The organism is Mycobacterium sp. 4D054 (assembly GCF_052245755.1).
Taxonomy (GTDB): domain Bacteria; phylum Actinomycetota; class Actinomycetes; order Mycobacteriales; family Mycobacteriaceae; genus Mycobacterium.
In genome coordinates this window covers 151,083-174,773 of the sequence record NZ_JBQQCF010000003.1, presented here as the reverse complement: position 1 = coordinate 174,773, position 23,691 = coordinate 151,083, and the positions used below count along the sequence as shown (strand labels likewise).

Below are 23,691 nucleotides of genomic sequence, written 5' to 3'. Positions count from 1 at the left end.
ACTCCTTCGTCTGCGCGCCCGCACTAGGGTTCTGCACATGGGTTCTGACATCACCGGCACGCCTGCGTGGCAGGCACTGTCCCGCCATCACGACGAGATCGCCGCCGCGGATCTGCGTGAACTGTTCGCCGAGGATCCCGCCCGGGGCACCGAGCTGGCGCTGACGGTCGGCGACCTCTACATCGACTACAGCAAGCACCGCGTCACCCGGGAGACCCTGCGCCTGCTTACGGATCTGGCCCGCGCCGCCGACGTACCGGCCAAGCGGGACGCGATGTTCGCCGGGGAACACATCAACACCTCTGAGGACCGCGCGGTGCTGCACACCGCGCTGCGCCTGCCGCGGGACGCGTCTCTGACCGTCGACGGGCAGGACGTCGTCGCCGACGTGCACGAGGTGCTGGACCGGATGGGCGATTTCACCGACCGGCTGCGCAGCGGCGACTGGCGTGGCGCAACCGGCGAACGCATCACCACCGTGGTCAACATCGGCATCGGCGGCTCGGATCTCGGGCCGGTGATGGTGGATCAGGCGTTGCGCCACTACGCCGACGCCGGCATCTCCGCGCGGTTCGTCTCCAACGTCGACCCCGCCGACCTGGTGGCCAAACTCGCCGGACTCGACCCGGCCACAACGCTTTTCATCATCGCATCGAAGACATTCTCGACGCTGGAGACGCTGACCAACGCGACGGCCGCACGGCGCTGGCTCACCGAGGCTCTGGGCGATGACGCGGTCTCGAAGCACTTCGTGGCGGTGTCGACCAACGCCAAGCTGGTCGACGAGTTCGGCATCGACACCGACAACATGTTCGGCTTCTGGGACTGGGTGGGTGGCCGGTACTCAGTGGATTCGGCGATCGGGTTATCGGTGATGGCGGTGATCGGCCGGGAACGATTCGCGGAGTTCCTCGCCGGCTTCCACCTCGTCGACGAGCACTTCCGGACCGCGCCGCTGGAGGAAAACGCGCCGGTGCTGCTCGGGTTGATCGGGCTCTGGTACAACAACTTCTTCGGCGCCGAAACCCGTGCGGTACTTCCCTATTCGAACGACCTGGCCCGTTTCGCCGCCTACCTGCAGCAGCTGACGATGGAGTCCAACGGCAAGTCGGTGCGCGCCGACGGCACACCGGTGTCCACCGACACCGGCGAGATCTTCTGGGGCGAGCCGGGCACCAACGGGCAGCACGCGTTCTACCAACTGCTGCATCAGGGCACCCGACTGGTCCCGGCCGACTTCATCGGGTTCAGTGAGCCGACCGACGACCTGCCGACCGCCGACGGCACCGGCAGCATGCACGACCTGCTGATGAGCAACTTCTTCGCACAGACGCAGGTGCTGGCGTTCGGCAAGACGGCCGAGGAGATCAGCGCCGAGGGAACGCCGCCAGATGTGGTGCCGCACAAGGTGATGCCGGGCAACCGTCCGAGCACGTCGATCCTCGCGACCAAGCTGACCCCGTCGGTGGTCGGCCAACTCATCGCGCTCTACGAGCACCAGGTCTTCGTCGAGGGCGTCATCTGGGGCATCGACTCGTTCGACCAGTGGGGCGTGGAGCTGGGCAAGACTCAAGCCAAGGCGCTGCTGCCGGTGATCACGTCCGACGAGCCGCCGGCCGAGCAGTCGGATTCGTCGACGGACGCCCTCGTCCGCCGCTACCGAGCGGAGCGCGGCCGCACCGCGTGATTTCGGCGTGGTTATCGTCGCTCAGCGGCGACAATCACGCCGAAAGCGCTCACATCTCCGGATCGGGGCGCGTCCAGCCCAGGATCATCGCCGGTGAGCATCCGCCGATCAGCAGCACGGTCAATGCCATCAGGCCGCCGGCGTAGGCCATGTCGGTGTCGGTTCCGCCGGTGAAGGCGGCGCCGAAGATCAGGTAGAAGATCGGCACCATCATGAGGTATTGCGTGAGGGTCAGCCCGATGGATCTGGCGCTGTTGCGTTGCGCCAGTTCGTATTCGTCAAGTGTGGCGTCCGGTGCGTCACCCTGGCGCCCGGACACAATCTGCAAGGTCACCCAGAGCGGGAAGAACACCAGGCATGCGGGCAGCCATAGCAGCGGTGCCCACTGGATGCCGAACGCGCACAACAGGCTTACGCCGAACATGAACCCAAACGTCGCGGCCAACCCGGTGACGAGCATGCGGCGTCTACGCTGGGTCCGCCACCCGGGAAGCGAATTCGCATACTTCGATTCGTTTTTCAGGAACTGCTTGGTGCGGTAGTTCTGGTAGCGGTCGATCAAGGTGGCTTCACGCATTCGTCTTTCCTCCTTGTTCTCGGCGATACAGCGCGGTCGACAGTGGTGCGAACGGTTCGCGGGAGAAGACCGCCTCGACGGGTAGGTCGAACACCTCACAGATGCGGAACGCCAGATCGAGGCTCGGGTAGTGATCGCCTCGTTCTAGTGCTCCGACGGTCTGCGGGTTGACGTCGATCAGCTCTGCCAGCTGCGCCCGCGACATCCGCCGCTCCGCGCGCAGCACACCGATGCGGTTGTGGATGGGGAAGGTTTCCCCGCGGCGCACTGGACTCACCTAATCGATTGTTAGGAAAACCTAACAGTCTGTCAAGCAAACCGGGCGATTTCGGCGTTCTTCTCGTTGCGAGTCAGCGACAGTTTTCACACCCACATCGCAAGGGACTCAGGCGAAGTACTTCGTGAACCGCGGCGGCAGCAGCTTCATGACCTCCACCAGCGGCCACCACGGCCAGCCGGGGACGACGGCGCGGCCCTTCTCCTTCTCGATGGCGTCGACCATGGCCTTCACGCCGGTCTCGTTGTCGACCATGAGCATCGTCGAGTTGGACTTGGCCGTCATCTCCGACTCGATGTAGCCGGGCTCCAGCACCGTGATCTTGATCGGCCCGGACGACGGGTATTCGGCACGCAGCGACTGCCCCAGCGACGTGACACCGGCTTTGCTCGCAGCGTAGGCGGCCTTGAAACCCGGCACCCCCACGTTGCCGAGCACCGACGACACCAACACCAGCTGCCCCTTGCCGGCAGCCTTGAACATCTCCAACGCGGTCTCGATTTGCACCAGCGCGGCAACGAGATTGGTCTCGATGGTGGCCTTGTTCGCCCACAGCTTGCCGCCGCCGAGCGGGTAGCCCTTGCCGATGCCCGCGTTGACGATCACGCAGTCGATGCCGCCGAGTTCCTCGGACAACTCACCGAAGACCTTCGGAACCTGCTCGTGATCGTTGACGTCGAGCGCGGCGACAGCGACCTTGATGTTCGGATACTTCGCTGCCAGCTCGGCCTTGAGCTCCTCAAGGTTGTCGACGCGACGCGCACACAGGGCCAGGTCGCGGTCCCTGGCGGCGAACTGGCGGGCCATGCCCGCACCGAGGCCCGAGCTCGCACCGGTGATCAAGATCTTCTGCCGAGTCATGCGGGCAGGATAACCGAGTTAGACAAGTCGCGAGTAATCGCCGAACGTGCAGGGCAACGCGCGAGACGGCTACTTGAGCAGTCGGGACATCCGCCGGTCGGCCAGCACCTTGCCGCCGGTCTGGCACGTAGGGCAGTACTGGAACGACTTGTCGGCGAACGACACCTCGCGGACGGTGTCCCCGCAGACCGGGCACGGCAGGCCGGTGCGGGCATGCACCCGCAGTCCGGAACGTTTCTCGCCCTTCAATGTGGCCGCCTGTTGGCCGACCGACCGCGTCACCGCGTCGGTCAGCACCGAGATCATCGCGTCGTGCAGCGTCGCCAACTGCGCCTCGGTCAGCTTGTTCGCGGTGGCGAACGGCGAGAGCTTGGCGACGTGCAGGATCTCGTCGCTGTAGGCGTTGCCGATCCCGGCGATCACCTTCTGGTCGGTGATAACGGTCTTGATGCGGCCCGTCTGGCCCTTCAGCGCCTCCGTCAGCGCCTGCAGGCTCAGCGAAAGCGCATCGGGACCGAGCGCGGCGATCTGCGGGACGGCCAGCGGGTCGGTGACCAGCCACACCGCGAGGCGCTTCTGCGTGCCCGCCTCCGTCAGGTCGAAGCCCGGCGCCGAGCCCGGCTCTCCCAGATGCACGCGCAGCGCGATCGGCCCCTTGCCGGGCTTCAACGGTGCCGCGGCGAGCTTGTCCGACCAGCGCAGCCAGCCTGCCCGGGACAGATGCGTGATCAGGTACAGCTCACCAGCCTGCAACCCGAGGTATTTTCCCCATCGGTGCGCGCCGGTGACCTCTTGGCCGCGCACCGCGGAGACCGGCGGGTCGAAGGTCTTCAGCACCGACAGCGCCGATACGTCCACCCGGCCGACGGTCGCGCCGACGGCATGACGACGCAAATGATCGGCGAGCGCTTCGACCTCCGGGAGCTCGGGCATGACACTCAGTCTGCCTTGAGGAACAGCGAGAGCACCCAGCTCACGACCGACAACACGATCGCCGCCCAGATTGCGGTCCACCAGAACTGGTCGATGGCCAGGCCCCAGTGGGTGGTGTGCTCGGTGATCCACGACGTGATCCACAGCATGAGCGCGTTGATCACCACGTGGATGAGGCCCAGCGTGAGGATGTAGAGCGGGATCGAGATGATCTGCACGACGGGCTTGATGATCGCGTTGACCAGCCCGAAGATCACCGCGACGACGAAGATGATGCCTATCCGGGCAGCTGTCGAGTCGCCGCCGACGAACTCGATGCCGGGCACCAGCAGCGTCACCAGCCACAGCGCCAGCCCGGTTAGTGCCGCCCGCAGGAGGAATCCCATGGAGTCATGATCCACCGAGGAGACTCCCCGAGTGTGCTACCGCAGGTATGCGGTACCGCGGGTATTGACATCGTGCGGTGTGTGTTCCTACCTTCGAATGGTGACGATGCCCACGAAGACGACGCGCGAAGAATTTGCCGAACGGCTGTTGAAAGGTTCGGTGAAGAAGTCCTATGCCCCGGTCGTCGACATCGACTGGGACGCACCGCTGGACCCCGACAAGTTCTTTCTTCCGCCGAAAGTCGTCACCCTCTACGGCACGCCGGAATGGGACGCGATGAGCCGTGCGCAGCAGATCGAGCTGAGCCGACAGGAACTGGTCAACATCCTCTCGGCCGGCATCTGGTTCGAGAACATCCTCAATCAGGCTCTGCTCCGCGATCTCATGCACAAGAACCCGACCGCCGCGACCACGCACTATGCGCTCACCGAACTCGGCGATGAGACCCGCCACATGGTCATGTTCGGCCGAACCATCGCATGTGTCGGCGGTATTCCGGTGCGTCCCAAGTTGTTTCAGCGCATCATCATCAACTCGTTGCCCTTCCTGTTCCGTGGCAGCGTGCTGTGGGGCGCAGCCCTGGTCGGCGAGGAGATCTTCGACGCGCTGCAGCGCCAGATCATGGAGGATCCGGAGCTGCAGCCGATCGTTCAGCGGCTCATGCGTATTCACGTCACGGAGGAAGCCCGACACATCCAGTTCGCCCGCGACGGGCTGCGCAAGTCGGTGCCGACGATGGCGTGGCACCGCAGGGTGCTGCTGGCGAATCTGCACGGGGTCGGTGGTCCGTTCTACCGGATGCTGTTCACCCTTCCGATCCAGTACCGCCGTGCCGGTCTCGACGGCCGCCGGATGCGGCGTGTGGCGCGGTCGAACCCGCACTTCCGCGCCATGTGCGTCTCGTCATTCGCGTCGCTGGCAGCGTTCTTCGAGGAAGTCGACTTGATGGGCCGAGTCGGTCGACGGTTGTGGCGTCGGGCCGGATTCCTGTGAGCAGCATTGTGATCGGCACGGGCGGCGCGTTTCCGGGCACGGCCGTCGCCGACGCCGAGGACCTGCGCTTCGACAACGCGACCGACATGTGGACGGCCGTTGCGCCGGACGGCCGTGCGCTGGCCGCTCGCACGGTGATCGACACTCGAAGGTCGAGGGACGGCGCTGTGGCGGTGCACGGTATGCCGAACCACTTCCGCATCCCGGGTCCCGACGTAGCCCGTCAGACCCGGTTCGTCTCGCAGTGCCTGGAGGTGATGACGCAGTCGGGTTCCACCCGCATGGAGGCGAAGTCCCGCATCGTGCTGAGCAGATGGCGGCCGCGGTCGGTGCGGTCCAGTTTCTACCTGGACCGTTCCACGCCGGTCGACGAGGACATCTACGACGGGCCGGTGTTGATCGCTGTCGCCGATGCCGACATCAGCGCCCGGGGCAGGCTGGCCGGGCACCTCGCAGCGATCGACGGCCGTTATCACTGGCGCGGAAATGTCACCGGCGATCTGCCCGCGGACCTGCTCAAAGGCCCGCGAGAGGTGACCGTGACCGTCGGGACGCGGACAGCGCAGGCGCGCGTGGTGGAACAGACCCCGTGGGGCAGCTACACCGTGGCCGGGGTGGGAGCACCGCCTTTCCCGCTCGACTGACATCAGGTAGGCAATTCGGGGATTCATCGGGGAAAGAACTAGAACACGTTCTAATATCACCGTCATGCGATTCACCTACGCGGAAGCGATGACCGATCCGACGTTCTACATCCCGTTGGCGCAGGCCGCCGAAGCCGCGGGCTACCACGCGATGACGATTCCCGACAGCGTGGCCTACCCGTTCGAATCGGACTCGAAGTACCCCTACACTCCGGACGGCAATCGCGAATTCCTCGACGGCAAGGCCTTCATCGAGTCGTTCGTGCTGACCGCGGCACTGTGCGCGGTGACCACGAAGCTGCACTTCAACCACTTCGTCCTCAAGTTGCCGATCCGGCCGCCGGCCCTGGTGGCCAAGCAGGCCGGCTCGCTGGCGGCGCTGTTCGACAACCGCCTCGGTCTCGGCGTCGGCACCAGCCCGTGGCCCGAGGACTACGAGCTGATGAACGTCCCGTTCGCCAAGCGCGGCAAGCGGATGGACGAGTGCATCGACATCATCAAAGGCCTCACCTCGGGCGACTACTTCGAATACCACGGCGAGTTCTACGACATCCCGAAGACCAAGATGACGCCGGCGCCGTCCAAGCCGGTTCCGATCCTCATCGGCGGGCACGCCGACGCGGCACTGCGCCGCGCCGCCCGCAACGACGGCTGGATGCACGGCGGCGGCGACCCGGAGGAACTCGACGCCCTGCTGGGCAAGCTCAACAAGTTCCGCGACGAGGCCGGAACGGCGGGCAACGAGGACTACCAGATCCACGTGATCTCGATCGACGCCTACACCGCCGACGGCATCAAGCGGCTCGAGGACAAGGGTGTCACCGACGTCATCGTCGGCTTCCGCATCCCCTACATCATGGGTCAGGACACCGAGCCACTGGACACGAAGATCCGCCACCTGGAGATGTTCGCCGAGAACGTCATCGCCAAGCTCTGATCAGGCGTTGCACAGTCGCTTGAGCGCGTTGGCGATCGCATCGACCGGGGTGCAGGCCTGGATCGCGGTCCGCAGGCTCTGCGCGGCGGTCCGGTAGCGGTCGTCTCGGCGGACGATGTCGACTGCGGCGCCGACGGCCTGCGGCGACGGCAGGGCGGTCTTGAGGTCGATGCCCGCTCCGCTGAAGTCGACGCGCGCGGCCACCTCGGCTTTGTCAGAAGTCTCCCCGGCGACGACGAGCGGAACGCCGTGGCCCAGCGCGTACTGCACCCCGCCGTAGCCCCCGTTGGTGATCATCACGTCCACGTGCGGCAGCAGGGCCGAGTACGGGATCCAGTCGGCGATGCGCGCGTTGCCCGGGATACGGCCGTGCATGTGCTGGCCCCGCCGGCCGCCGGTGGTCGCGACGATCAGGAGATCGTCCTGGTCACCGAGCGCTTCCAGAGTCGGGCCGATCAGCTGGTCCAGATCGGCATTGTCGAACGTGCCCTGCGTGACGTGCACGACGGTGCCTGCGGTCTCCACGTCGCCCCACCAGGGCGGACGGTCGAACTCCTCTGGGCCGGCCGGCAGGACCGGACCGACGAACTCGACCGTCGACGGCAGGTCGGACCGCGGATACTCGAACTCCTGCACCGACAGTTGCAGCAGACCGTCGGCCAGCCGCGGCCAATCACTGACGAACAACGGGCATTCCGGCGAATCAGCCTGCCGCAGCGCACGATTGAACTTCCGCTGACTCGGCCGCATGATCACCCGGTGCGCGACGGCGGTCATCTGCCGATAGTCGAGACCCGGCTCGGGTTGCCAGGCCATCCCGAACGGCGGGGTGTCCCGGCTCGAAATGGTCAGCGGACCCACACCGCAGACCACCACCGGCGGACGGGGGGCGTCCCGCAGGAACATCGGGACCACGCCGGTGAACGTGACGTCGGCGATGACCGCGTCCACCGCCTCGTCACGCAGCACGGCCCGCAACGATTCCGCCTCCGCGGCAAGGGGTTCGACGAATACGGACGCCAATTCGGCGCGTCCCAGCCAGAATCGGCGTGCGGCCGCGGGCATTGTGCGGAGCAGCGCCGGGCCCGCGGCCGGCGCATCGATCCGCACGCTCTCCGGGAGCGGGACCATCCGGAGTCCGGCACTGCGCACAGGCGCGGCGAACTCGACACCGGTCAGCACGGAGATGTCGTGCCCGAGGGCTTGAAGGCCGACGCCGACGTTGACCATCGGCATGACGTGCCCGCGAAGCGGGCTGACCGCGAGCAGATAGTGCGCCACACCGGGTCCTTCGCCGTCACGGAGCACCCGCTCCTGGGTTGTCGGTGCGAGCGACATCACGGTTCGCTCACGTGTCCGCACGCTACCTGCCGCCCGTCGACCGCAGCGGTGCCGACCCACTGGGGATGTGTTACGAAACCCGGATTCGAGGTATGGCCCCGAGCGCGCCCGCAACCGCCGGGCCCGAGGTTGATCATCAGCGGTATCGCAACCGCCGTCGGCGGCTACAATTCGCGCTGATGACGTGTCTGGAGATCGTATGACCCCCGAACACTACGACGTCCCCGATGCCTTCGACGCCGGGGCGCAGGCCTACGACGGGCTGGTCGGCGCCAACCCCGGCTACCACGAACACCTCCGCCTGTCGGCACAGCGAATGCAGTTGCCCGACCAGGGCCGCGGTTTGCGCCTGCTCGACATCGGTTGCGGCACCGGGCTGTCCACCGCGGCGCTGCTCAGTGTCGCACCGTACGCCGAGATCGTCGCGGTCGACGGATCGGGCGGGATGCTGGCGCAGGCGCGGGCCAAGTCGTGGCCGCCCTCGGTGACGTTCGTGCGCAGCCGCGCCGAGACCCTCCAGGACGCCGGGGTGAACGGCCCGTTCGACGGCATCCTCGCCGCCTATCTGATCCGCAACGTCGACGACAAGGACGACGTGCTGGGATCGCTGCTGAAACTCCTGAAACCCGGGGCGGTGCTGGCCGTACACGAGTACTCGGTGCGCGACTCCCGGCTGGCCTCCGCCGTCTGGAACCTGGTCGCCACCGCGATCATCATCCCGGCGGGCCGGGTGCGCTCCGGCGACGCCGGCCTCTACCGGTACCTGCGGCGCAGTGTCAACGAGTTCGACGGTGCCGAACAGTTCCGTGACCGGCTGCGGCGCAACGGTTTCATCGACGTGCAGAGCATGACCGTGTCCGGCTGGCAGCGCGGCATCGTGCACACCTTCCTCGGCCGCGCGCCGCACGCAGCGACGGACTAACGCGCGGACAACCGATCACGGGGAGTTCCCGGTCGGTCTTGGACTGGAAGGTCGCGAGCGCTTCGTGGATCTCGCGATCCCCTGCCATGCCTGTTCGCGCTCGCTTCCGTGAAGTTGCTCGGCGACGACCTTGTACCTGCGCCCCTCCAGCTTGATCCGCACCCGGTCGGGGTGCGCGGCGAGGTTGTATTACCAGGCCGGATTCTTCGCAGCCCCGGCTGCCGACGGGATCAGTCGGCTCCCGCCCTCCCCGGGTGCCGTTCCGGCTGGCACAATCATGTCGCCCCCTTCAGGCACACGTCACGGCGATTAACGGCCAGCTCTTTCGGGCATTCGTCACCATGGCGTTCAAACTCACTTACTCCGATGGCCAAGAATCCCAGCACGATGACGACACTGTGTGGGAGATCGACGACGGCGTACTGAAACTCGGCCGCAAGAAGGGCCAGTGGTCGGTCCTGCTGTCTCCCAGTCATTGGGCGGTCCTCGAATTGGTTGGCCGGTCCGGCGATGACGAGGACGACGATAAATCCGAGAAGTCCGAGTCCGACGAGGATGACGACGACAAATCGGACAAATCTGAGGACAAGTCCGACGACGAGGACGACTAGCCGGCGACGCCGGCGGCCGCCAGGATCACCGCCGCCGCCTCTAGTGGCTGGGTGATCAGCGACACGTGGGACATGTCGAGTTCGGTTGTGTGCGCGCTCATCCGGTGAGCCAGGAAGCGCTCCAGGTCAGGGTTGATGGTGCGGTCCTGGGTGGACACCTGATACCAGGACGGTTTGTCCCGCCATGTGGCCGTCGTGGTCCGCTCGGCGGGTAACGAGACCCGGCTGCGTCCGGGACACGTGAAGTGTGAGCTCTTCGTTGGTGACGCGCGCGTCGTAGGCTGAGCCCCATCGATTCTTCCCGCGCCGCCGCCACCGTGACCGTCGACGAGTTCCGCGTCGCCGATCCACCCGACGCATGGGCGCAGGCCGGTTTCCGCGTCGATGCCGACGGGATCTGCCGAGTGGGCGCGGTCCGCCTCAGTCTGGTCGGCCGGGGCCACGGGAGCGGCATCGTCGGCTGGACGCTACGCGGCCTGCCTTCAGGGGGCGGGGACGTCGACGGCATTCCGACGACCAGTTCGGACGAGGTCCCGACCGTCAGCTCCGACACCGCTGCGTTCCCGCCCGCCCCCCACGCCAACGGCGTCATCGGCATCGATCACGTCGTGCTGATGTCGCCCGATCTGGACCGCACCGTCACCGCGCTGATCGCGTGCGGCACGCGCCCGCGCCGCACGCGCGACGCCGAACTGGGCGGTCGGCCGGTCCGCCAGGTCTTCTTCCGACTCGGGGAGGTGATCCTGGAAGTTGTCGGTTCACCCGACACGACCGGTAACGGGCCCTCCACGCTGTGGGGTATCACCTACGCCGTCACCGACATCGAGCAGACCGCCGCGTTCTTCGACGGCCGCACCGGCCCCGTGAAGGACGCGGTGCAGCCGGGCCGGCGGATTACCACGCTTCGGAATCTCGAGTTCGGGATGTCGGTCCGGACGGCGATGATCTCGGCCCCTTATCCTCGGACCCCATGAGCGCGTCCATCGAGGACCCCGTCATCATCCACACCGACGGGGGCTGCCGACCCAACCCGGGACCGGGCGGCTGGGGTGCGGTGCTGCGTCACCGCGATCGCGTCCGTGAGATGTTCGGCGGCGAGGCCACTACGACGAGCAACAACCGGATGGAATTGATGGCGCCGATCATGGCGCTGGAGGCACTCACCCGGCCTGTGACGGTGCACCTGCACACCGACAGCACGTATGTCCGCAACGGCATCACCAAGTGGGTGCACGGTTGGGAGCGCAACGGGTGGATGACCGCAGCCAAGCAGCCGGTGAAGAACGTCGATCTGTGGCAGCGGCTTCAGATCGCGTGCGCGCAGCACCGTGTCGAATGGTTCTGGGTCAAGGGACATTCCGGTGTCGTCGACAACGAGCTCGCCGACGTGCTGGCCACCCGCGGGCTGCAGCAGGCGCTCGCGGCGGCCGCCAGTCCTATCTGAGGTGTCGGAGTTCAGCGTCGCGGTGCAGCGCAGTCAGGCCGCCGAGTCCGGACGAGTCACGTCATCGATGTCGGGTAGCGGCCGGCGACAGACGTCGCGGGCCTCATCGGCGGTCATCCCGAACATGCGCAACAAGTCTTCGGTGACCCTGTCGGCGGCCTCCGCATCGTCACGTTCCGGCTCGTCCTGCAGCAGCTTCCCGAGACCGAACAACGCACCTGCAGCAACCGCCAACGCGAGCTGAGGATCGTCGACGCGGAAGCGTCCCGCCGCTGCGGCCGCTGTGATGTCGCGTCGTGCGCGCGGAGCGAGACCGCGATCCGAGGACATCAGGTGCAGTCCCCCGCCGAGGAGTATCCGGCTTTCCTGTGGCCGGCGGCGGAACAATCGGCCGGTCAGCCGGAAGCTGCACGCGAACGTCTCCGCAGGATCCTCTGTCGAGGCAGTCAGCCGGTCGAGAAGCGCACCGTGCTTGTCCAGTACGTCGGCGACCGCTGCTTCGAAAAGCTCTTCCTTGCTGGCGAAGTGGTTGTAGAACGAACCCATCCCGACGTCGGCGACCCGGGTGATCTCCAATATCGGCACATTGAGCGTCCCAGCGGCGATAAGCGCCTGCGCCGCGCGGATCAGCGCAGCCCGCGTCCGCTGTTTCCGCCGCTCCAGTCGATTGCCGGGGCCGTCATGCAGATCACTCACATCAGCCACTCTAACAGGAGGTGTCAGTTCTGAGGATTTCGTCAGAGACACTTACAAACTGGCCATGCCGTCACATATGGCGATCCGTCAGTTGATTGCGGCGGTGACATGAAAATGTAGCCAAGCTTCATCGCTCGACCGGCCGGCGACGGACACCAACTCTGAGATCGCCGAACACTGTTCAACAGTCCCGCACGGTGGAACGCCACCTCTGCGAACCTCGCGACGGTCCGGTCGCGCGGTAACCTGTTGCACGGGTCAGCGTCCCCGCGACCGTCAGGCCGCGCGGTCGCCGGGTGGTGCGGGTCCGCCGGGTTCGCCGGGATCGTCGGCGGTTCGTGGGGTGTCCGGTTCGGCGACGCGGACTTGGCTGCCCGCCGCGGGCTCGGCCGGCTCGGGATTGTCGGGTTCCGGGTCCTCTGGTGGGCGGAGGAGCCGTTCGGGTTGGTGGTAGTAGTTCAGCCGGGCCTGACCGGTGTCCAGTGTCGGGGGTGGGATCCATTCCACCTCACAACGGTCGTTCATCCGGGTCGACCAACCGCCACCCTCGGCGCCGACGCTGCGGTTATCCGGCCCACACGCCAGGCCCATTTCATCGACATTGGTGTTCCCGCCATCGACCCAATCAGCGACCACGTGATGGACCTGAGACCCGTAGGCGCCCACGGTGCAGCACGGCTTGGTACACCCGCCGTCACGGGCGATCAGCATGATCCGCTGGGCCGGGGAGGCGATCCGTTTGGCGCGGAACAACTCCAGTGCTGAGCCGCTGGCCCGGTCGAACACCGCCAAATAGTGGTTGGCGTGCCCGGCCATGCGGATCACTTCGGCGATCGGCACCACCGTGCCCCCGCCGGTGACACCGACCCCGGCCCGAGACTCCAAATCCTGCACCGTGGTACGGATGATCACCGACACCGGCAACCCGTTGAGCTGCCCCAGCTGGCCGCTCATCAGGGCGATCCGCCCGGCCGCGACCAGCGCATCATGCTGACGCTGGGCCAGGCTGCGCTGATCGTTGTCGATCTGGGCCTGCGACGGCGTCCCCGACGTACACGGCTCGGGATCGTCGGGATTACACATCCCCGGTGCGGCCAACCGGGCGAAAATCGGCTCCCACACCGCCCACGCCTCCGGAGTCAGCGTGGCGCGCAGATCCACCATGGCATCCCCACGCTGGGGCGACCTCGACACCGCGCGTTTGCGGGCGCGTTCGGTTTCATCGGGTTCGGGGCCGTCCTGATCGAGCAGAAACAACGTCCGCTCCGCGCAGTCCTTGAGTTCCTTGGGGCCGTTACCCACCGCAGTACGCACCAGATCAACCTCGATGCGCTCCCGGGTGGCGGTGTCGACCCAGCCCGGCACCTTGTTGAGCGATCGGCGGATCACGTCGACGTGTTCGGCGTTGATCAGCCCGTGCGCTTGGGCGATCGCCGTGGCCGGCAGCACCGGCGGCAGGGCCGGGCCGGTCAACGACTGGCGCGGCGCCAACACCGCCGCTTCGCTCAACCGCCGATGCGCCTCGCCGGTCGAGAGCCGCCAACGCACCGAAAGCACCTCTTTCCAGGATTTCGCGCCCATCTGGCGCGGGGTCGCCTCAGCCTGCAACCGGGCCAGCAGCCGATGACGCACCGCGGGCAGCTGACACCACAGGGTTTCCAGCTCATCCAGGGCCGCCACCAAATCCGGTCGGGTCAACAAATCAACCTCACAGGCCGCCACCTCATCGAAGGCGCGGCGCAACCCGCTCACCGCGGCCCGCACCTCGCTCCCCGACATACTTCGAACATACATTCGACCACCGACAAACCGAGGTCGGCCTTCAGATGCCATCCACCAAGACATCGGCGACAGTTCTGAGCACTCTGACGCACACACTCCAAACCCGATCCGCGCCATCCGACCTCTGCGCTGATGCCGTCACCACCGACAGAGTGCAAGACATTGGACAACGCATTCGAGCCTGTCCACGTCGCTTACGCGTTTCCTCCGCACTTGACTGCACTCATTCCCAACTCATTCCCATCTGACCTCGTCGGGCGTCTTGTCGTCACGCAGCCCGCGCCAGCTGGCCTGCCGGAGCCGGTTGTCGGACGTACGTTCGCTGTAGCGCACCTCCCCCACCAGTTCCGGCCGCACGAACGTCACCCCCTTGGCGTCCTGCTTGGGAAGCTCTGTGGCGAAAGGTGATTCGTCGGTACGTAGGGGCATCAGCGTCTCCTTCAGCGACGCCAGCTCCTTGTCGGTGAACCCGGTGCCCACACGGCCGACGAACTGCAGGCCGCCGTCGCCGGGGATGCCGAGCACGAGCGCACCGATGCCGCTGGTGCGGCCCCCGTTGCCTTCCCGCCAGCCCCCGATCACCACCTCCTGGGTGTTCCAGAGTTTGTCCTTGATCCACGACGATGAGCGACGACCCGGCTGGTAAGTGGCGTCGCGCTTCTTCGCGATGACCCCCTCCCACCGCTTCTTGCGTGCCGCCTCGAGCGCCTCGGGCCCGGTGTCGGCGTCGATCACCGGGGGCACGATGACGCCGCAAGCATCGGCAAGAGCCTCCAACAGGCGACGGCGGTCGGAGTATTTGGCCCGCAGCAGCGAACGGCCGTCGAGATAGAGGATGTCGAACGCCCAGAACTCCACTCGCGTCGACCGCGCCCTGTTCTGCATGTGGCCGAAGTTGGGAACACCGGACTCGTCGAGTGCCACCGCCTCGCCGTCGAGGATCACGTGGTGCTCGGCGAGGTCGGCGGCCAGCGCCCTCAGCTGCGGATACTCGCCGGTGACGTCGCGACCCCGCCGCGAGCGCAGCGCCAACTTCCCGTGATCGATTTCGACCAACAGCCGGTAGCCATCCCACTTTCCCTCGAACGCCCACTGCGCCTTGGTCAGTCGCTGTATCGAGCCCTCGGTGGCCAGCATGGGCGCAAGGTCTGCCACTGTGGGATTGTTCTGCTCCTTCATCCGGTGCGCCAGCCAGTTCTTGCCGTCGGTCTGGATCAACGCATACCGGCCCTCGATCTTGCTGCCGTGCAGGGTCACGATGACCTCGCCGCCCTTGGCAGGACCGTCGGGCGGATTGTCCCGAAACTTCTCGGTCTCGTAGGTGCCGGTATCCCAGAGGTAGACCTGGCCTCCGCCGTACTCGCCTTTGGGGATCTCACCCGCGAAGGTCAGGTACTCCATCGGGTGGTCCTCGGTGTGTACGGCGAGGTGGTTCACCGAAGGGGTGTCGGGCAGGTTCTTGGGCACCGCCCAGCTGACCAGCACACCGTCGCGTTCCAGCCGGAAGTCGTAATGCAGCCGGCGGGCGTGGTGTTCCTGGATGACGAACGTGTCGTTGTTGCCGGTCTTCGGAGCCTCACCGGGAATCGGTTCCGGAGTCTTGGCGGTGTCGCGCATGCTTCGATACCGGGTGAGCCGGTCGGGCACCGGCAGCGGCGGATCCAGATCGGCGAGCAGGTCGCCGTCGCGGTCGAGCCGATCGAGCACCTCGTCGAACATCAGGTGACGCAGGTCCGGATCCTCGATCTCGTCCCAGGTGCGCGGCGCCGCCACGGTCGGATGTTCGCGTCCGCGAAGGGAATACGGCGCGATGGTGGTCTTGTTGCCGTTGTTCTGACTCCAGTCCAGAAATACCTTGCCGGCCCGCATGCTTTTGGTCATCGTGGCTGTGACCTGCTTGGGCATCGCCTGTTCGAGCTGCTGGGCCACCCGCTTGGCCAGCACAGAGGCTCCGCGTGAGCTGATCGGGTCGTCGAGCGGCACGTAGAGGTGCAGCCCCTTGCTGCCGCTGGTCAGCGGGAACGTCCGCAACCCGATGTCGCCGATCAGACCCCGGACCTCGTGGGCGACCTCGCACAACTGCCGGAACGTCACCCCCTCACCCGGGTCGAGATCGAACACGATGCGCGTCGCAGGCCCGACCTCACCGGCTTCCCCGTCGCCGCCCGTGAACCGCCACTGCGGCACGTGCACTTCCAGCGCGGCCTGCTGGGCGATCCAGGCCAGCCCCTCCACGGTGTCGATCACCGGATAGGTCGTGGTGCCCGACTTGTGCACGATGGTGCCGCGTCTCAGCCAGTCCGGCGCGGACGAGGCGAGCTGCTTTTCGAAGAAGGACTCCTGGTCGACGCCGTTGGGCCAGCGCTTGCGGGTGACGGGACGCCCGGCGATGTGGGGCAGCATCGCCGCCGCTACGTTGACGTAGTAGTCGAACACCTCTGCTTTCGTGACGTCCCTGCGCCGTCCCCCGGTCGCCGGGTACAGCACCTTGTCCGGGTTGGTCAGCCTCACCCGGTCATAGCGGTCCACCACATCACGGTATTACCCATTCCGGAAGCGGTAGCGTCGACACGATGAGGGCACTGGTGATCGGTGAGGCACTCGTCGACATCGTCGAACGCGATGGAGAGCCACTGGGCGAATATGTGGGCGGAAGCCCACTGAATGTGGCGGTCGGCCTCGCCCGGCTGGGCCGCGACGTCGATTTCCTCACCCACATCGGCACCGACGCCCGCGGGCAGCGGATCGCGGACTACGTGAAAAGCTCAGGCGCACAACTTGTTTCCGGAAGCACCAGTGCCGCCAAGACCGCCACGGCACGCGCCCGGCTCGATCCGTCCGGGTCGGCGACCTATTCGTTCGACATCGAGTGGCAGCTGAGCGGCACTCCCGAAGTAGCGCCGCCGTTGGTGTTGCACACCGGCTCCATCGCCACGGTGCTGGAACCGGGATGCCTGGCCACCAAGGCCCTCGTCGACACGTATCACTTGTCGGCGACAGTCACCTTCGACCCGAACATCCGCTCCGCGCTGATCGCCGATGCCGACGCCGCTCGTGCGCGCATCGACCGGATGCTCGAACGCGCCGACGTCGTCAAGGCCAGCAGCGAGGACCTGCACTGGATGGATCCGACGCGCACCCCCGATCAGACCGCGGCGGCCTGGCTGGCCCTGGGACCGTCGATCGTCGTGGTGACCTACGGCGCGGACGGTGCGCTGGCGATGTGTGCGGACGGAACGGTGCGGGTACCTGCCGGACATGTCGATGTGGTGGACACCGTGGGCGCGGGTGATGCGTTCATGACGGGCCTCATCGACGCGCTGTGGTCGATGGATCTGCTCGGCGCGCAGCGCCGCGACCGCCTCGCCGCCATCGGGACGGAGTCATTGACGGGCGCGGTGCGCATGGCGACGCTGACGGCGGCCCTGACCGTGGCGCGGCCCGGCGCCGAGCTACCCGATCGTGTCAGCCGCGACGCCGCCGCATCGGACATACTGGGCTGATGCGGTCCATCTGGAAGGGCTCCATCGCGTTCGGGCTGGTCAATGTCCCGGTCAAGGTGTACAGCGCCACCGAGGACCACGACATCAAGTTCCATCAGGTGCACGAGAAGGACAACGGACGCATCCGCTACAAGCGGGTGTGTGAGGTGTGCGGTGAGGTCGTCGAGTACCGCGACATCGCCAAGGCCTACGAATCCGACGACGGACAGACCGTCATCATCACCGACGACGACATCTCGACGCTCCCCGAAGAACGTAGCCGCGAGATCGAGGTGCTGGAGTTCGTGCCCGCCGGCGATCTCGACCCGCTGATGTACGACCGGTCGTATTTCCTGGAGCCCGACGGAAAGTCGGCGAAGTCCTACGTGCTGCTCGCCCAGACGCTGAAGGAGACCGACCGGGTTGCGATCGTGAACTTCGCGCTGCGTAACAAGACCCGACTGGCCGCCCTGCGGGTCAAGGATTTCAGCAAGCGCGACGTGATGATGATTCACACCCTGCTGTGGCCTGACGAGATCCGCGATCCGGACTTCCCGGTGCTCGACAAGAAGGTCGACGTCAAGCCCGCCGAGCTGAAGATGGCCAGTCAGGTCGTGGATTCCATGACCGACGACTTCAATCCGGACCGCTACCACGACGACTATCAGGAGCATTTGCACGAGCTGATCCAGGCGAAACTCGAAGGCGGAGAAGCATTTACCACCGAAGAGCAGCCGCAGGAGCTCGACGAGACCGAGGATGTCTCCGATCTGCTGGCCAAGCTGGAAGCTAGCGTGAAGGCCCGCAAGGAGCAAGGCTCGAAGAGCAGGTCGGGTCGATCAGGGTCCGGCTCCGATGAAGAGGAGTCGGACGACACCGATGACTCCGACGGCGGGTCGGCCAGGAAGGCGCCGGCCAAGAAATCGGCTGCCAAGAAAGCACCCGCCAAGAAGACAGCGGCCAAGAAGGCACCGGCCAAGAAGTAGCACTGGACCGGCGCCGCCAACCGGCAGGCGCCCATCGAAGCTGACGTCAGTTCCGGCCGCTGACATCACAGGCACGACGGGCCCCACCTATCGACGTTTAGCAGCGGCCCACTCGCACTTCTCCTGAAATAGACGGATTCCTGTGACTGGTGTCGCCCGTGGCGACGCCGACCCGCGACGCGCCCCCGAAACGCGAAGCCGCCCCCACAGTCAAATAGAACGTGTTCCAGAAACCGGTCACTTCGCTGCGCACTCCTTGCTAGCGTGACGCCCCGTGACCATTGGACGACGCGCATGATCTTGGACCGGTTCCGACTCGACGATCAGGTGGCCGTGGTGACCGGCGCCGGCCGCGGGCTGGGCGCGGCGATGGCGCTGGCATTCGCTGAAGCTGGTGCTGACGTGCTGATTGCCGCCCGCACCCGGTCCCAGCTCGACGAGGTGGCCCAGCAGGTCGAGGCGACCGGCCGGCGCGCGCACGTCGTGGTCGCCGACCTCGCGCACTCCGAGGACACCGCGGCCCTCGCGGCACAGGCCGTCGACGCGTTCGGGCGACTAGACATCGTCGTCAACAACGTTGGCGGCACCATGCCGAACGCGCTTCTGAGCACCTCGGCCAAGGATATGCGCGACGCGTTCGCGTTCAACGTCGCGACCGCGCACGCGCTGACCGTCGCCGCGGTGCCGCTGATGCTCGAGCACGCCGGCGGCGGCAGCATCATCAACATCACCTCGACGATGGGGCGCCTGGCCGGCCGCGGGTTCGCCGCCTACGGCACCGCGAAAGCCGCGCTGGCGCACTACACCCGGTTGTCGGCGCTTGATCTGGCCCCGCGGATCCGGGTCAACGCGATCGCCCCCGGTTCGATCCTGACCTCGGCGCTGGAGATCGTGGCCGAGAACGACGCGCTGCGCGACCCGATGGAGAAGGCCACCCCGCTCAAGCGTCTCGGCGATCCCGTCGACATCGCCGCCGCCGCGGTGTATCTGGCCTCGCCGGCCGGCAGCTACCTGACCGGTAAGACCCTCGAAGTCGACGGCGGCATCACCTTCCCGAATCTCGACCTGCCCATCCCCGATCTGTGAGGAGCCAGCCATGGCCATCAAAGTCGCCGCCATCGGCACCGGAAACGTCGGCAAGCACGCGCTGGCGCAGCTGATCACCGACGCCCGCTTCGAGTTGACCGCGGTGTGGGTGTCCTCGGAGGCCAAAACCGGTAAGGATGCCGCAGAGCTTGCCGGACTGCAGGATTCGACGGGCGTGCTGGCCACCACCGACCTCGACGCGGTGCTGGCCACGCAACCGGAGTGCGCGGTCTACACCGCACTGGCCGACAACCGGCTGCCCGAGGCGCTGGAAGATTACCGCCGGATCCTCGCCGCGGGCGTCAACGTCGTCGGCAGCAGCGCCGTCTTCCTCCAGCATCCGTGGCAGGTGCTCCCCGACGAGCTGATCTCCCCCATCGAGGACGCCGCCAAAGCGGGCAACGCCAGCATTTTCGTGAACGGCATCGACCCGGGCTTCGCCAACGACCTGCTGCCGATGGCACTGGCGGGAACCTGCCAGAGCGTCCAGCAGATCCGCTGTATGGAGATCATCAACTACGACACGTACGACAGCGCGCCGGTGATGTTCGACGTCATGGGCTTCGGCGGCAGCCTGGACGACACCCCGATGCTGCTGCAGCCGGGAGTGCTGAGCCTGGCGTGGGGCTCGGTGGTGCGGCAGCTGGCCGCCGGATTGGGCATCGAACTCGACGAGGTCACCGAGACCCATGTGCGTGTCCCCGCACCGGAGGCCTTCGACATCGCCGCCGGCCGCATCGAGAAGGGCACCACCGCGGCGATCCGCTTCGAGGTGCGCGGGATGAAGGACGGAGACGTCGCCGTGGTCCTCGAGCACGTCACCCGGCTGCGTGATGACCTGTGCCCGGAGTGGCCGCAGCCCGCTCAGCACGGCGGCTCCTACCGGATCGAGATCACCGGCGAACCGTCCTACACGCTCGACCTGTGCCTGAGCAGTCCCCACGGCGACCACAACCATGCCGGGCTGGTGGCGACCGCGGCTCGAGTCGTCAATGCGATCCCCGCCGTCATCGACGCTGCCCCCGGAATCGTGACCGCGCGGGAGTTACCTCCCATAACCGGCGAAGGTCTGTACGCTAAGCGGCAACCCTCCCTGGAAGGATGCTGAAAATGAAGGCTCGCCTGAGCACTGTTGCTGCTCTCCTTGTCGCCGGCGGTGCTTCCGTGGCCATCGCCGCAGCTCCTGCGGCGTCTGCCCAGCCGAATTGCGCCACGACGTCGGCGGGCGCCGGGGGGCGGACCGAGGTTTGCCAGTCGCCGGGCAACGCCCAGATCAGCTCGACCCCCGGGCAATACGCCATGCCGTGGTACGGCGGTGGCATGTTTCCGTGGGAAGGCTACGGCCCGTTCATCTTCTGATTCCGTGACCGTCGTGTCTCGCTCTGCGACAGGGCTTTTCGTGGCTCTCGGGGTGGCGGCGATCCTTGCCCCCACCGCGTCGGCCGCCCCGGACTGTACGGACCTCGGCAAGACGGTGACGTTCTGCGAGACCAACGGAAGCACCCAGATCACCACCACCCCACCGCCGTGGAACTACGGCGGCTGGACCGGTATCGGGGTGTGGCCGTTGGTCGGCGCATACGGCCTCGGCCCCTGGTGACCGCTCTTCCGGCACCATCGCGGGACTGGCCCGACCCATAGGTTTCGGCTAACCTAACTTTTCTATTCGCATCGCCGGATGGAAAGGGGTGCCGTGACGCGCCAGGCCGAAGCACCGACGCGCTCACGCTGGGTGCTGCTCGGGCCCGCATTCGTCGCCGCGATCGCTTACGTCGACCCCGGCAACGTGGCCGCGAACGTCAGTGCCGGCGCGCAGTTCGGATTCCTGCTGCTGTGGGTCATCGTGGCCGCCAACCTGATGGCCTGTCTGGTGCAGTACCTGTCCGCCAAGCTCGGGCTGGTGAGCGGTATGTCGCTTCCCGAAGCGGTCGGTGGCCGGATGGGCCGGCCCACCCGGCTGGCCTACTGGCTCCAGGCCGAATTAGTGGCCATGGCAACGGATCTGGCCGAGGTAGTGGGCGGAGCGATCGCGCTCTACCTGTTGTTCGACCTGCCACTGCTCGTCGGCGGCGTGATCACCGGTGCGGTCTCGCTGGTGTTGCTGCTCGTCAAAGACCAGCGCGGACAACGCATGTTCGAGCGGGTGATCACCGGCCTGCTGCTGGTCATCGCAATCGGTTTCCTGACAAGTCTTTTCGCGTCACCGCCGCCGGTCGACGACACGGTCGCGGGCCTGCTGCCGCGGTTCGACGGCCCCGAGAGCGTCCTGCTCGCCGCGGCGATGCTCGGCGCGACGGTCATGCCGCACGCCGTCTACCTTCATTCGGGGCTGGCCCGCGACCGCCATGGCCATCCCGAACCCGGACCTACCCGCCGGATGCTGCTGCGGGTCACCCGCTGGGATGTCGGCATCGCGATGCTCGTCGCCGGCGCGGTCAATCTGTCCATGCTTCTCGTGGCGGCGACCAATCTGCAGGGCGTCGAGAACACCGACTCGATCGAGGGCGCACACGCCGCGGTGCAGACCGCACTCGGCCCCACCGTCGCCTTGCTGTTCGCGATCGGCCTGCTGGCGTCCGGGCTGGCGTCGTCGTCGGTCGGGGCATACGCCGGCGCGATGATCATGCAGGGCCTGATCCGCCGGTCGGTGCCACTGATCACGCGCCGGCTGATCACGCTGCTGCCCGCGCTGGCGGTGTTGGCCGCCGGGGTGGATCCGAGCCGCGCCCTGGTGCTCTCGCAGGTGGTGCTGTCGTTCGGGATCCCATTCGCACTGATCCCGCTGGTCCGGCTCACCGCCGACGCCCGACTGATGGGTGATGACGTCAACCATCGGCTCACCACGACGCTCGGCTGGATCGTCGCCGGCCTGATTACCCTGTTGAACGTGGTGCTGATCTATCTCACGCTGACCGGCTGAATGGGCGGTCGGCACATCTACTTCGCGTACGGGTCGAATCTGTGCGTGCAGCAGATGGCGCGCCGATGCCCCGATGCCACCGACCCGCGCCCGGCGACGCTGGCCGATCACGACTGGCTGATCAACCAGCGCGGGGTCGCGACGGTGGAACCGCTGGCCGGCAGCGTGGTGCACGGCGTGGTGTGGCGGGTCTCCGATCGCGACCTGGCCACGCTGGACAGTGCCGAAGGAGTTCCGGTGCGGTACCGGCGCGACGAACTCACCGTCATGACCGAGCGGGGACCGTCGAGCGCGTGGGTGTACATCGACCATCGCGTCGAAGCCGGGCCGCCGCGTCCCGGCTATCTCGAGCGCATCCTCGCCGGTGCCCGCCATCACGGGCTGCCCCACAACTGGATCCAGTTCCTGGAGAGGTGGGATCCGAGTCGCTGGCCGCATCGCCGCGCGTCCGCCGATGATGCCGGGCCGCAAACGCTCTCCGAGTTGCTCACCGATCCGGCCGTCGTCGAGGACTCGGTGCTGAAGTCCCGGTTCGGGTTCCTGGCCATCCACGGCGGCGGCCTGGAGCAGATGACCGATGTGATCGCCGAACGCGCCGCGGACGCAGCGGGCGCGTCGCTGTATACGGTGCGTCATCCCGACCGCTACCCCCACCACCTGGCCTCGGCGCGTTATGACCCGGCGCAGTCGGATCGGCTCGCGGAGTTCCTCGACCACATCGAGGTGGCGGTGTCCCTGCACGGCTACGGCCGGCTGGGGCGCAGCACCCAGATCCTGGCCGGTGGGCGCAATCGCGGCCTGACCGACCACGTCGCCCGCCATATCGGCATCCCCGGCTACCGGGTGGTCACCGACCTGGAGGCGATCCCGAGAGAGCTGCGGGGCCTGCACCCGGACAATCCGGTCAACCGGGTCCGCGGGGGCGGCACCCAGCTTGAACTCCCACCGCGGGTTCGCGGGCTGAGCCCCCGCAGCGGGCTGCCCAGCGACGACGGGCTGTTCGCTGCGACCTCGGCACTGGTGCGGGGACTGGCGGCCGCCGCACGCTCGTGGCAGATGTCGGGTCGGTGCGTCGTGCGGACATCGCCGGATCCGCGATGCTGACGCCAGGGTGCTGACCCGACG

The 23,691-nt window shown here is 66.8% G+C and carries 25 protein-coding genes and 2 pseudogenes; 16 read left to right on the top strand and 11 right to left on the bottom strand.

What is annotated here, in order from left to right:
• The first annotated feature begins 37 nt into the window (after nt 1–37).
• Nucleotides 38–1,687, top strand: coding sequence for a glucose-6-phosphate isomerase (gene pgi / locus ACTWP6_RS03950; protein ID WP_260755169.1), 1,650 nt, complete (start codon nt 38–40; stop codon nt 1,685–1,687).
• A gap of 49 nt (nt 1,688–1,736) precedes the next feature.
• Here pgi and ACTWP6_RS03945 read toward each other — a convergent pair whose 3' ends face one another.
• From ACTWP6_RS03945 to ACTWP6_RS03920, 6 genes and pseudogenes are all read right to left on the bottom strand, one after another.
• Nucleotides 1,737–2,264, bottom strand: coding sequence for a hypothetical protein (locus ACTWP6_RS03945; RefSeq protein WP_260755170.1), 528 nt, complete (start codon nt 2,262–2,264; stop codon nt 1,737–1,739).
• On the bottom strand, nt 2,257–2,541 hold the full coding sequence (locus ACTWP6_RS03940) for a helix-turn-helix transcriptional regulator (RefSeq protein ID WP_260755171.1): 285 nt from the start codon (nt 2,539–2,541) through the stop codon (nt 2,257–2,259). The genes ACTWP6_RS03945 and ACTWP6_RS03940 overlap by 8 nt, the downstream gene beginning before the upstream one ends.
• Nucleotides 2,542–2,649: 108 nt before the next feature.
• Nucleotides 2,650–3,402: an SDR family oxidoreductase gene (locus ACTWP6_RS03935; protein ID WP_260755172.1), complete on the bottom strand. Its 753-nt coding sequence runs from the start codon at nt 3,400–3,402 to the stop codon at nt 2,650–2,652.
• Between the two features lie 69 nt (nt 3,403–3,471).
• On the bottom strand, nt 3,472–3,945 hold the full coding sequence (locus ACTWP6_RS03930) for a zinc finger domain-containing protein (protein WP_260758271.1): 474 nt from the start codon (nt 3,943–3,945) through the stop codon (nt 3,472–3,474).
• Nucleotides 3,946–4,092: 147 nt separating this feature from the next.
• A pseudogene (locus ACTWP6_RS03925) lies at nt 4,093–4,335 on the bottom strand (DNA-formamidopyrimidine glycosylase family protein); the annotation flags it as partial.
• Between the two features lie 5 nt (nt 4,336–4,340).
• Entirely contained in the window at nt 4,341–4,721 is a 381-nt protein-coding gene (locus ACTWP6_RS03920) for a phage holin family protein (RefSeq protein ID WP_443186882.1), read from the bottom strand.
• Nucleotides 4,722–4,818: 97 nt separating this feature from the next.
• Between ACTWP6_RS03920 and ACTWP6_RS03915 the strand changes: the two are divergent.
• The 3 genes and pseudogenes from ACTWP6_RS03915 to ACTWP6_RS03905 all read left to right on the top strand — a co-directional run.
• A pseudogene (locus ACTWP6_RS03915) lies at nt 4,819–5,712 on the top strand (AurF N-oxygenase family protein); the annotation flags it as partial.
• Complete coding sequence (locus ACTWP6_RS03910) at nt 5,712–6,359, top strand: DUF4873 domain-containing protein (protein ID WP_260755175.1); 648 nt, start codon at nt 5,712–5,714, stop codon at nt 6,357–6,359. The pseudogene ACTWP6_RS03915 and the gene ACTWP6_RS03910, both read left to right, overlap by 1 nt.
• Before the next feature lie 64 nt (nt 6,360–6,423).
• Nucleotides 6,424–7,296 carry an LLM class flavin-dependent oxidoreductase gene (locus tag ACTWP6_RS03905; protein WP_260755176.1) on the top strand — a complete coding sequence of 291 codons (873 nt, stop codon included), beginning with the start codon at nt 6,424–6,426 and terminating at the stop codon, nt 7,294–7,296.
• Here ACTWP6_RS03905 and ACTWP6_RS03900 read toward each other — a convergent pair whose 3' ends face one another.
• On the bottom strand, nt 7,297–8,634 hold the full coding sequence (locus tag ACTWP6_RS03900) for a nucleotide disphospho-sugar-binding domain-containing protein (RefSeq protein WP_443186881.1): 1,338 nt from the start codon (nt 8,632–8,634) through the stop codon (nt 7,297–7,299).
• A gap of 202 nt (nt 8,635–8,836) precedes the next feature.
• Between ACTWP6_RS03900 and ACTWP6_RS03895 the strand changes: the two genes are divergently transcribed.
• Together ACTWP6_RS03895 and ACTWP6_RS03890 are read left to right on the top strand one after the other, a co-directional pair.
• Complete coding sequence (locus ACTWP6_RS03895) at nt 8,837–9,559, top strand: class I SAM-dependent methyltransferase (protein WP_260755178.1); 723 nt, start codon at nt 8,837–8,839, stop codon at nt 9,557–9,559.
• Between the two features lie 341 nt (nt 9,560–9,900).
• Entirely contained in the window at nt 9,901–10,170 is a 270-nt protein-coding gene (locus ACTWP6_RS03890; RefSeq protein ID WP_260755179.1) for a hypothetical protein, read from the top strand.
• On the opposite strand, the gene ACTWP6_RS03885 is transcribed toward ACTWP6_RS03890, so the two are convergent.
• Nucleotides 10,167–10,328 (bottom strand): hypothetical protein, encoded by a 162-nt coding sequence (locus tag ACTWP6_RS03885; protein ID WP_260755180.1) that lies wholly within the window; start codon nt 10,326–10,328, stop codon nt 10,167–10,169. The genes ACTWP6_RS03890 and ACTWP6_RS03885 overlap by 4 nt on opposite strands.
• A gap of 159 nt (nt 10,329–10,487) precedes the next feature.
• Here ACTWP6_RS03885 and ACTWP6_RS03880 point away from each other — a divergent pair, with 159 nt between their 5' ends.
• Both ACTWP6_RS03880 and rnhA read left to right on the top strand, forming a co-directional pair.
• Complete coding sequence (locus tag ACTWP6_RS03880; RefSeq protein ID WP_260755181.1) at nt 10,488–11,144, top strand: VOC family protein; 657 nt, start codon at nt 10,488–10,490, stop codon at nt 11,142–11,144.
• Entirely contained in the window at nt 11,141–11,614 is a 474-nt protein-coding gene (gene rnhA, locus ACTWP6_RS03875) for a ribonuclease HI (RefSeq protein ID WP_260755182.1), read from the top strand. The genes ACTWP6_RS03880 and rnhA overlap by 4 nt, the downstream gene beginning before the upstream one ends.
• A gap of 33 nt (nt 11,615–11,647) precedes the next feature.
• Here the strand turns inward: rnhA and ACTWP6_RS03870 are convergent, their stop codons facing one another.
• The 3 genes from ACTWP6_RS03870 to ACTWP6_RS03860 all read right to left on the bottom strand — a co-directional run bounded on the left by ACTWP6_RS03870 (nt 11,648) and on the right by ACTWP6_RS03860 (nt 16,624).
• Nucleotides 11,648–12,310 carry a TetR/AcrR family transcriptional regulator gene (locus tag ACTWP6_RS03870; RefSeq protein ID WP_260755183.1) on the bottom strand — a complete coding sequence of 221 codons (663 nt, stop codon included), beginning with the start codon at nt 12,308–12,310 and terminating at the stop codon, nt 11,648–11,650.
• 276 nt (nt 12,311–12,586) lie between these two features.
• Nucleotides 12,587–14,104, bottom strand: coding sequence for a DUF222 domain-containing protein (locus ACTWP6_RS03865; protein WP_443186880.1), 1,518 nt, complete (start codon nt 14,102–14,104; stop codon nt 12,587–12,589).
• 222 nt (nt 14,105–14,326) lie between these two features.
• Nucleotides 14,327–16,624: an ATP-dependent DNA ligase gene (locus tag ACTWP6_RS03860; protein ID WP_443186879.1), complete on the bottom strand. Its 2,298-nt coding sequence runs from the start codon at nt 16,622–16,624 to the stop codon at nt 14,327–14,329.
• Nucleotides 16,625–16,665: 41 nt separating this feature from the next.
• Here ACTWP6_RS03860 and ACTWP6_RS03855 point away from each other — a divergent pair, with 41 nt between their 5' ends.
• From ACTWP6_RS03855 to ACTWP6_RS03820, 8 genes are all read left to right on the top strand, one after another.
• Nucleotides 16,666–17,595 carry a carbohydrate kinase family protein gene (locus ACTWP6_RS03855; RefSeq protein ID WP_443186878.1) on the top strand — a complete coding sequence of 310 codons (930 nt, stop codon included), beginning with the start codon at nt 16,666–16,668 and terminating at the stop codon, nt 17,593–17,595.
• Nucleotides 17,595–18,560, top strand: a complete 966-nt coding sequence (ku, locus tag ACTWP6_RS03850; RefSeq protein ID WP_443186877.1) for a non-homologous end joining protein Ku — start codon at nt 17,595–17,597, stop codon at nt 18,558–18,560. The genes ACTWP6_RS03855 and ku overlap by 1 nt, the downstream gene beginning before the upstream one ends.
• A gap of 294 nt (nt 18,561–18,854) precedes the next feature.
• Complete coding sequence (locus ACTWP6_RS03845; RefSeq protein ID WP_443186876.1) at nt 18,855–19,646, top strand: SDR family oxidoreductase; 792 nt, start codon at nt 18,855–18,857, stop codon at nt 19,644–19,646.
• A 10-nt stretch (nt 19,647–19,656) separates the two neighbouring features.
• Nucleotides 19,657–20,754 carry an NAD(P)H-dependent amine dehydrogenase family protein gene (locus ACTWP6_RS03840; protein ID WP_443186875.1) on the top strand — a complete coding sequence of 366 codons (1,098 nt, stop codon included), beginning with the start codon at nt 19,657–19,659 and terminating at the stop codon, nt 20,752–20,754.
• Nucleotides 20,755–20,756: 2 nt separating this feature from the next.
• Complete coding sequence (locus tag ACTWP6_RS03835; RefSeq protein WP_260755189.1) at nt 20,757–21,005, top strand: hypothetical protein; 249 nt, start codon at nt 20,757–20,759, stop codon at nt 21,003–21,005.
• A gap of 4 nt (nt 21,006–21,009) precedes the next feature.
• Entirely contained in the window at nt 21,010–21,246 is a 237-nt protein-coding gene (locus ACTWP6_RS03830; protein ID WP_443186874.1) for a hypothetical protein, read from the top strand.
• A gap of 78 nt (nt 21,247–21,324) precedes the next feature.
• Nucleotides 21,325–22,566: an Nramp family divalent metal transporter gene (locus ACTWP6_RS03825; protein WP_443186873.1), complete on the top strand. Its 1,242-nt coding sequence runs from the start codon at nt 21,325–21,327 to the stop codon at nt 22,564–22,566.
• The gene (locus ACTWP6_RS03820; protein ID WP_443186872.1) at nt 22,567–23,670 is read left to right on the top strand and encodes a poly-gamma-glutamate hydrolase family protein; all 1,104 of its coding nucleotides are present in this window, start codon (nt 22,567–22,569) and stop codon (nt 23,668–23,670) included.
• The last annotated feature ends 21 nt before the right edge of the window (nt 23,671–23,691 follow it).

Coding starts and splice junctions, on each gene's coding strand:
- ACTWP6_RS03920 (WP_443186882.1), bottom strand. CDS start 4,721: ATGGGATTCCTCCTGCGGGCGGCACTAACCGGGCTGGCGCTGTGGCTG.
- ACTWP6_RS03820 (WP_443186872.1), top strand. CDS start 22,567: ATGGGCGGTCGGCACATCTACTTCGCGTACGGGTCGAATCTGTGCGTG.
- ACTWP6_RS03840 (WP_443186875.1), top strand. CDS start 19,657: ATGGCCATCAAAGTCGCCGCCATCGGCACCGGAAACGTCGGCAAGCAC.
- rnhA (WP_260755182.1), top strand. CDS start 11,141: ATGAGCGCGTCCATCGAGGACCCCGTCATCATCCACACCGACGGGGGC.
- ACTWP6_RS03935 (WP_260755172.1), bottom strand. CDS start 3,402: ATGACTCGGCAGAAGATCTTGATCACCGGTGCGAGCTCGGGCCTCGGT.
- ku (WP_443186877.1), top strand. CDS start 17,595: ATGCGGTCCATCTGGAAGGGCTCCATCGCGTTCGGGCTGGTCAATGTC.
- ACTWP6_RS03825 (WP_443186873.1), top strand. CDS start 21,325: ATGGAAAGGGGTGCCGTGACGCGCCAGGCCGAAGCACCGACGCGCTCA.
- ACTWP6_RS03855 (WP_443186878.1), top strand. CDS start 16,666: ATGAGGGCACTGGTGATCGGTGAGGCACTCGTCGACATCGTCGAACGC.
- ACTWP6_RS03865 (WP_443186880.1), bottom strand. CDS start 14,104: ATGTATGTTCGAAGTATGTCGGGGAGCGAGGTGCGGGCCGCGGTGAGC.
- ACTWP6_RS03845 (WP_443186876.1), top strand. CDS start 18,855: ATGATCTTGGACCGGTTCCGACTCGACGATCAGGTGGCCGTGGTGACC.
- ACTWP6_RS03895 (WP_260755178.1), top strand. CDS start 8,837: ATGACCCCCGAACACTACGACGTCCCCGATGCCTTCGACGCCGGGGCG.
- ACTWP6_RS03835 (WP_260755189.1), top strand. CDS start 20,757: ATGAAGGCTCGCCTGAGCACTGTTGCTGCTCTCCTTGTCGCCGGCGGT.
- pgi (WP_260755169.1), top strand. CDS start 38: ATGGGTTCTGACATCACCGGCACGCCTGCGTGGCAGGCACTGTCCCGC.
- ACTWP6_RS03900 (WP_443186881.1), bottom strand. CDS start 8,634: ATGTCGCTCGCACCGACAACCCAGGAGCGGGTGCTCCGTGACGGCGAA.
- ACTWP6_RS03890 (WP_260755179.1), top strand. CDS start 9,901: ATGGCGTTCAAACTCACTTACTCCGATGGCCAAGAATCCCAGCACGAT.
- ACTWP6_RS03905 (WP_260755176.1), top strand. CDS start 6,424: ATGCGATTCACCTACGCGGAAGCGATGACCGATCCGACGTTCTACATC.
- ACTWP6_RS03945 (WP_260755170.1), bottom strand. CDS start 2,264: ATGCGTGAAGCCACCTTGATCGACCGCTACCAGAACTACCGCACCAAG.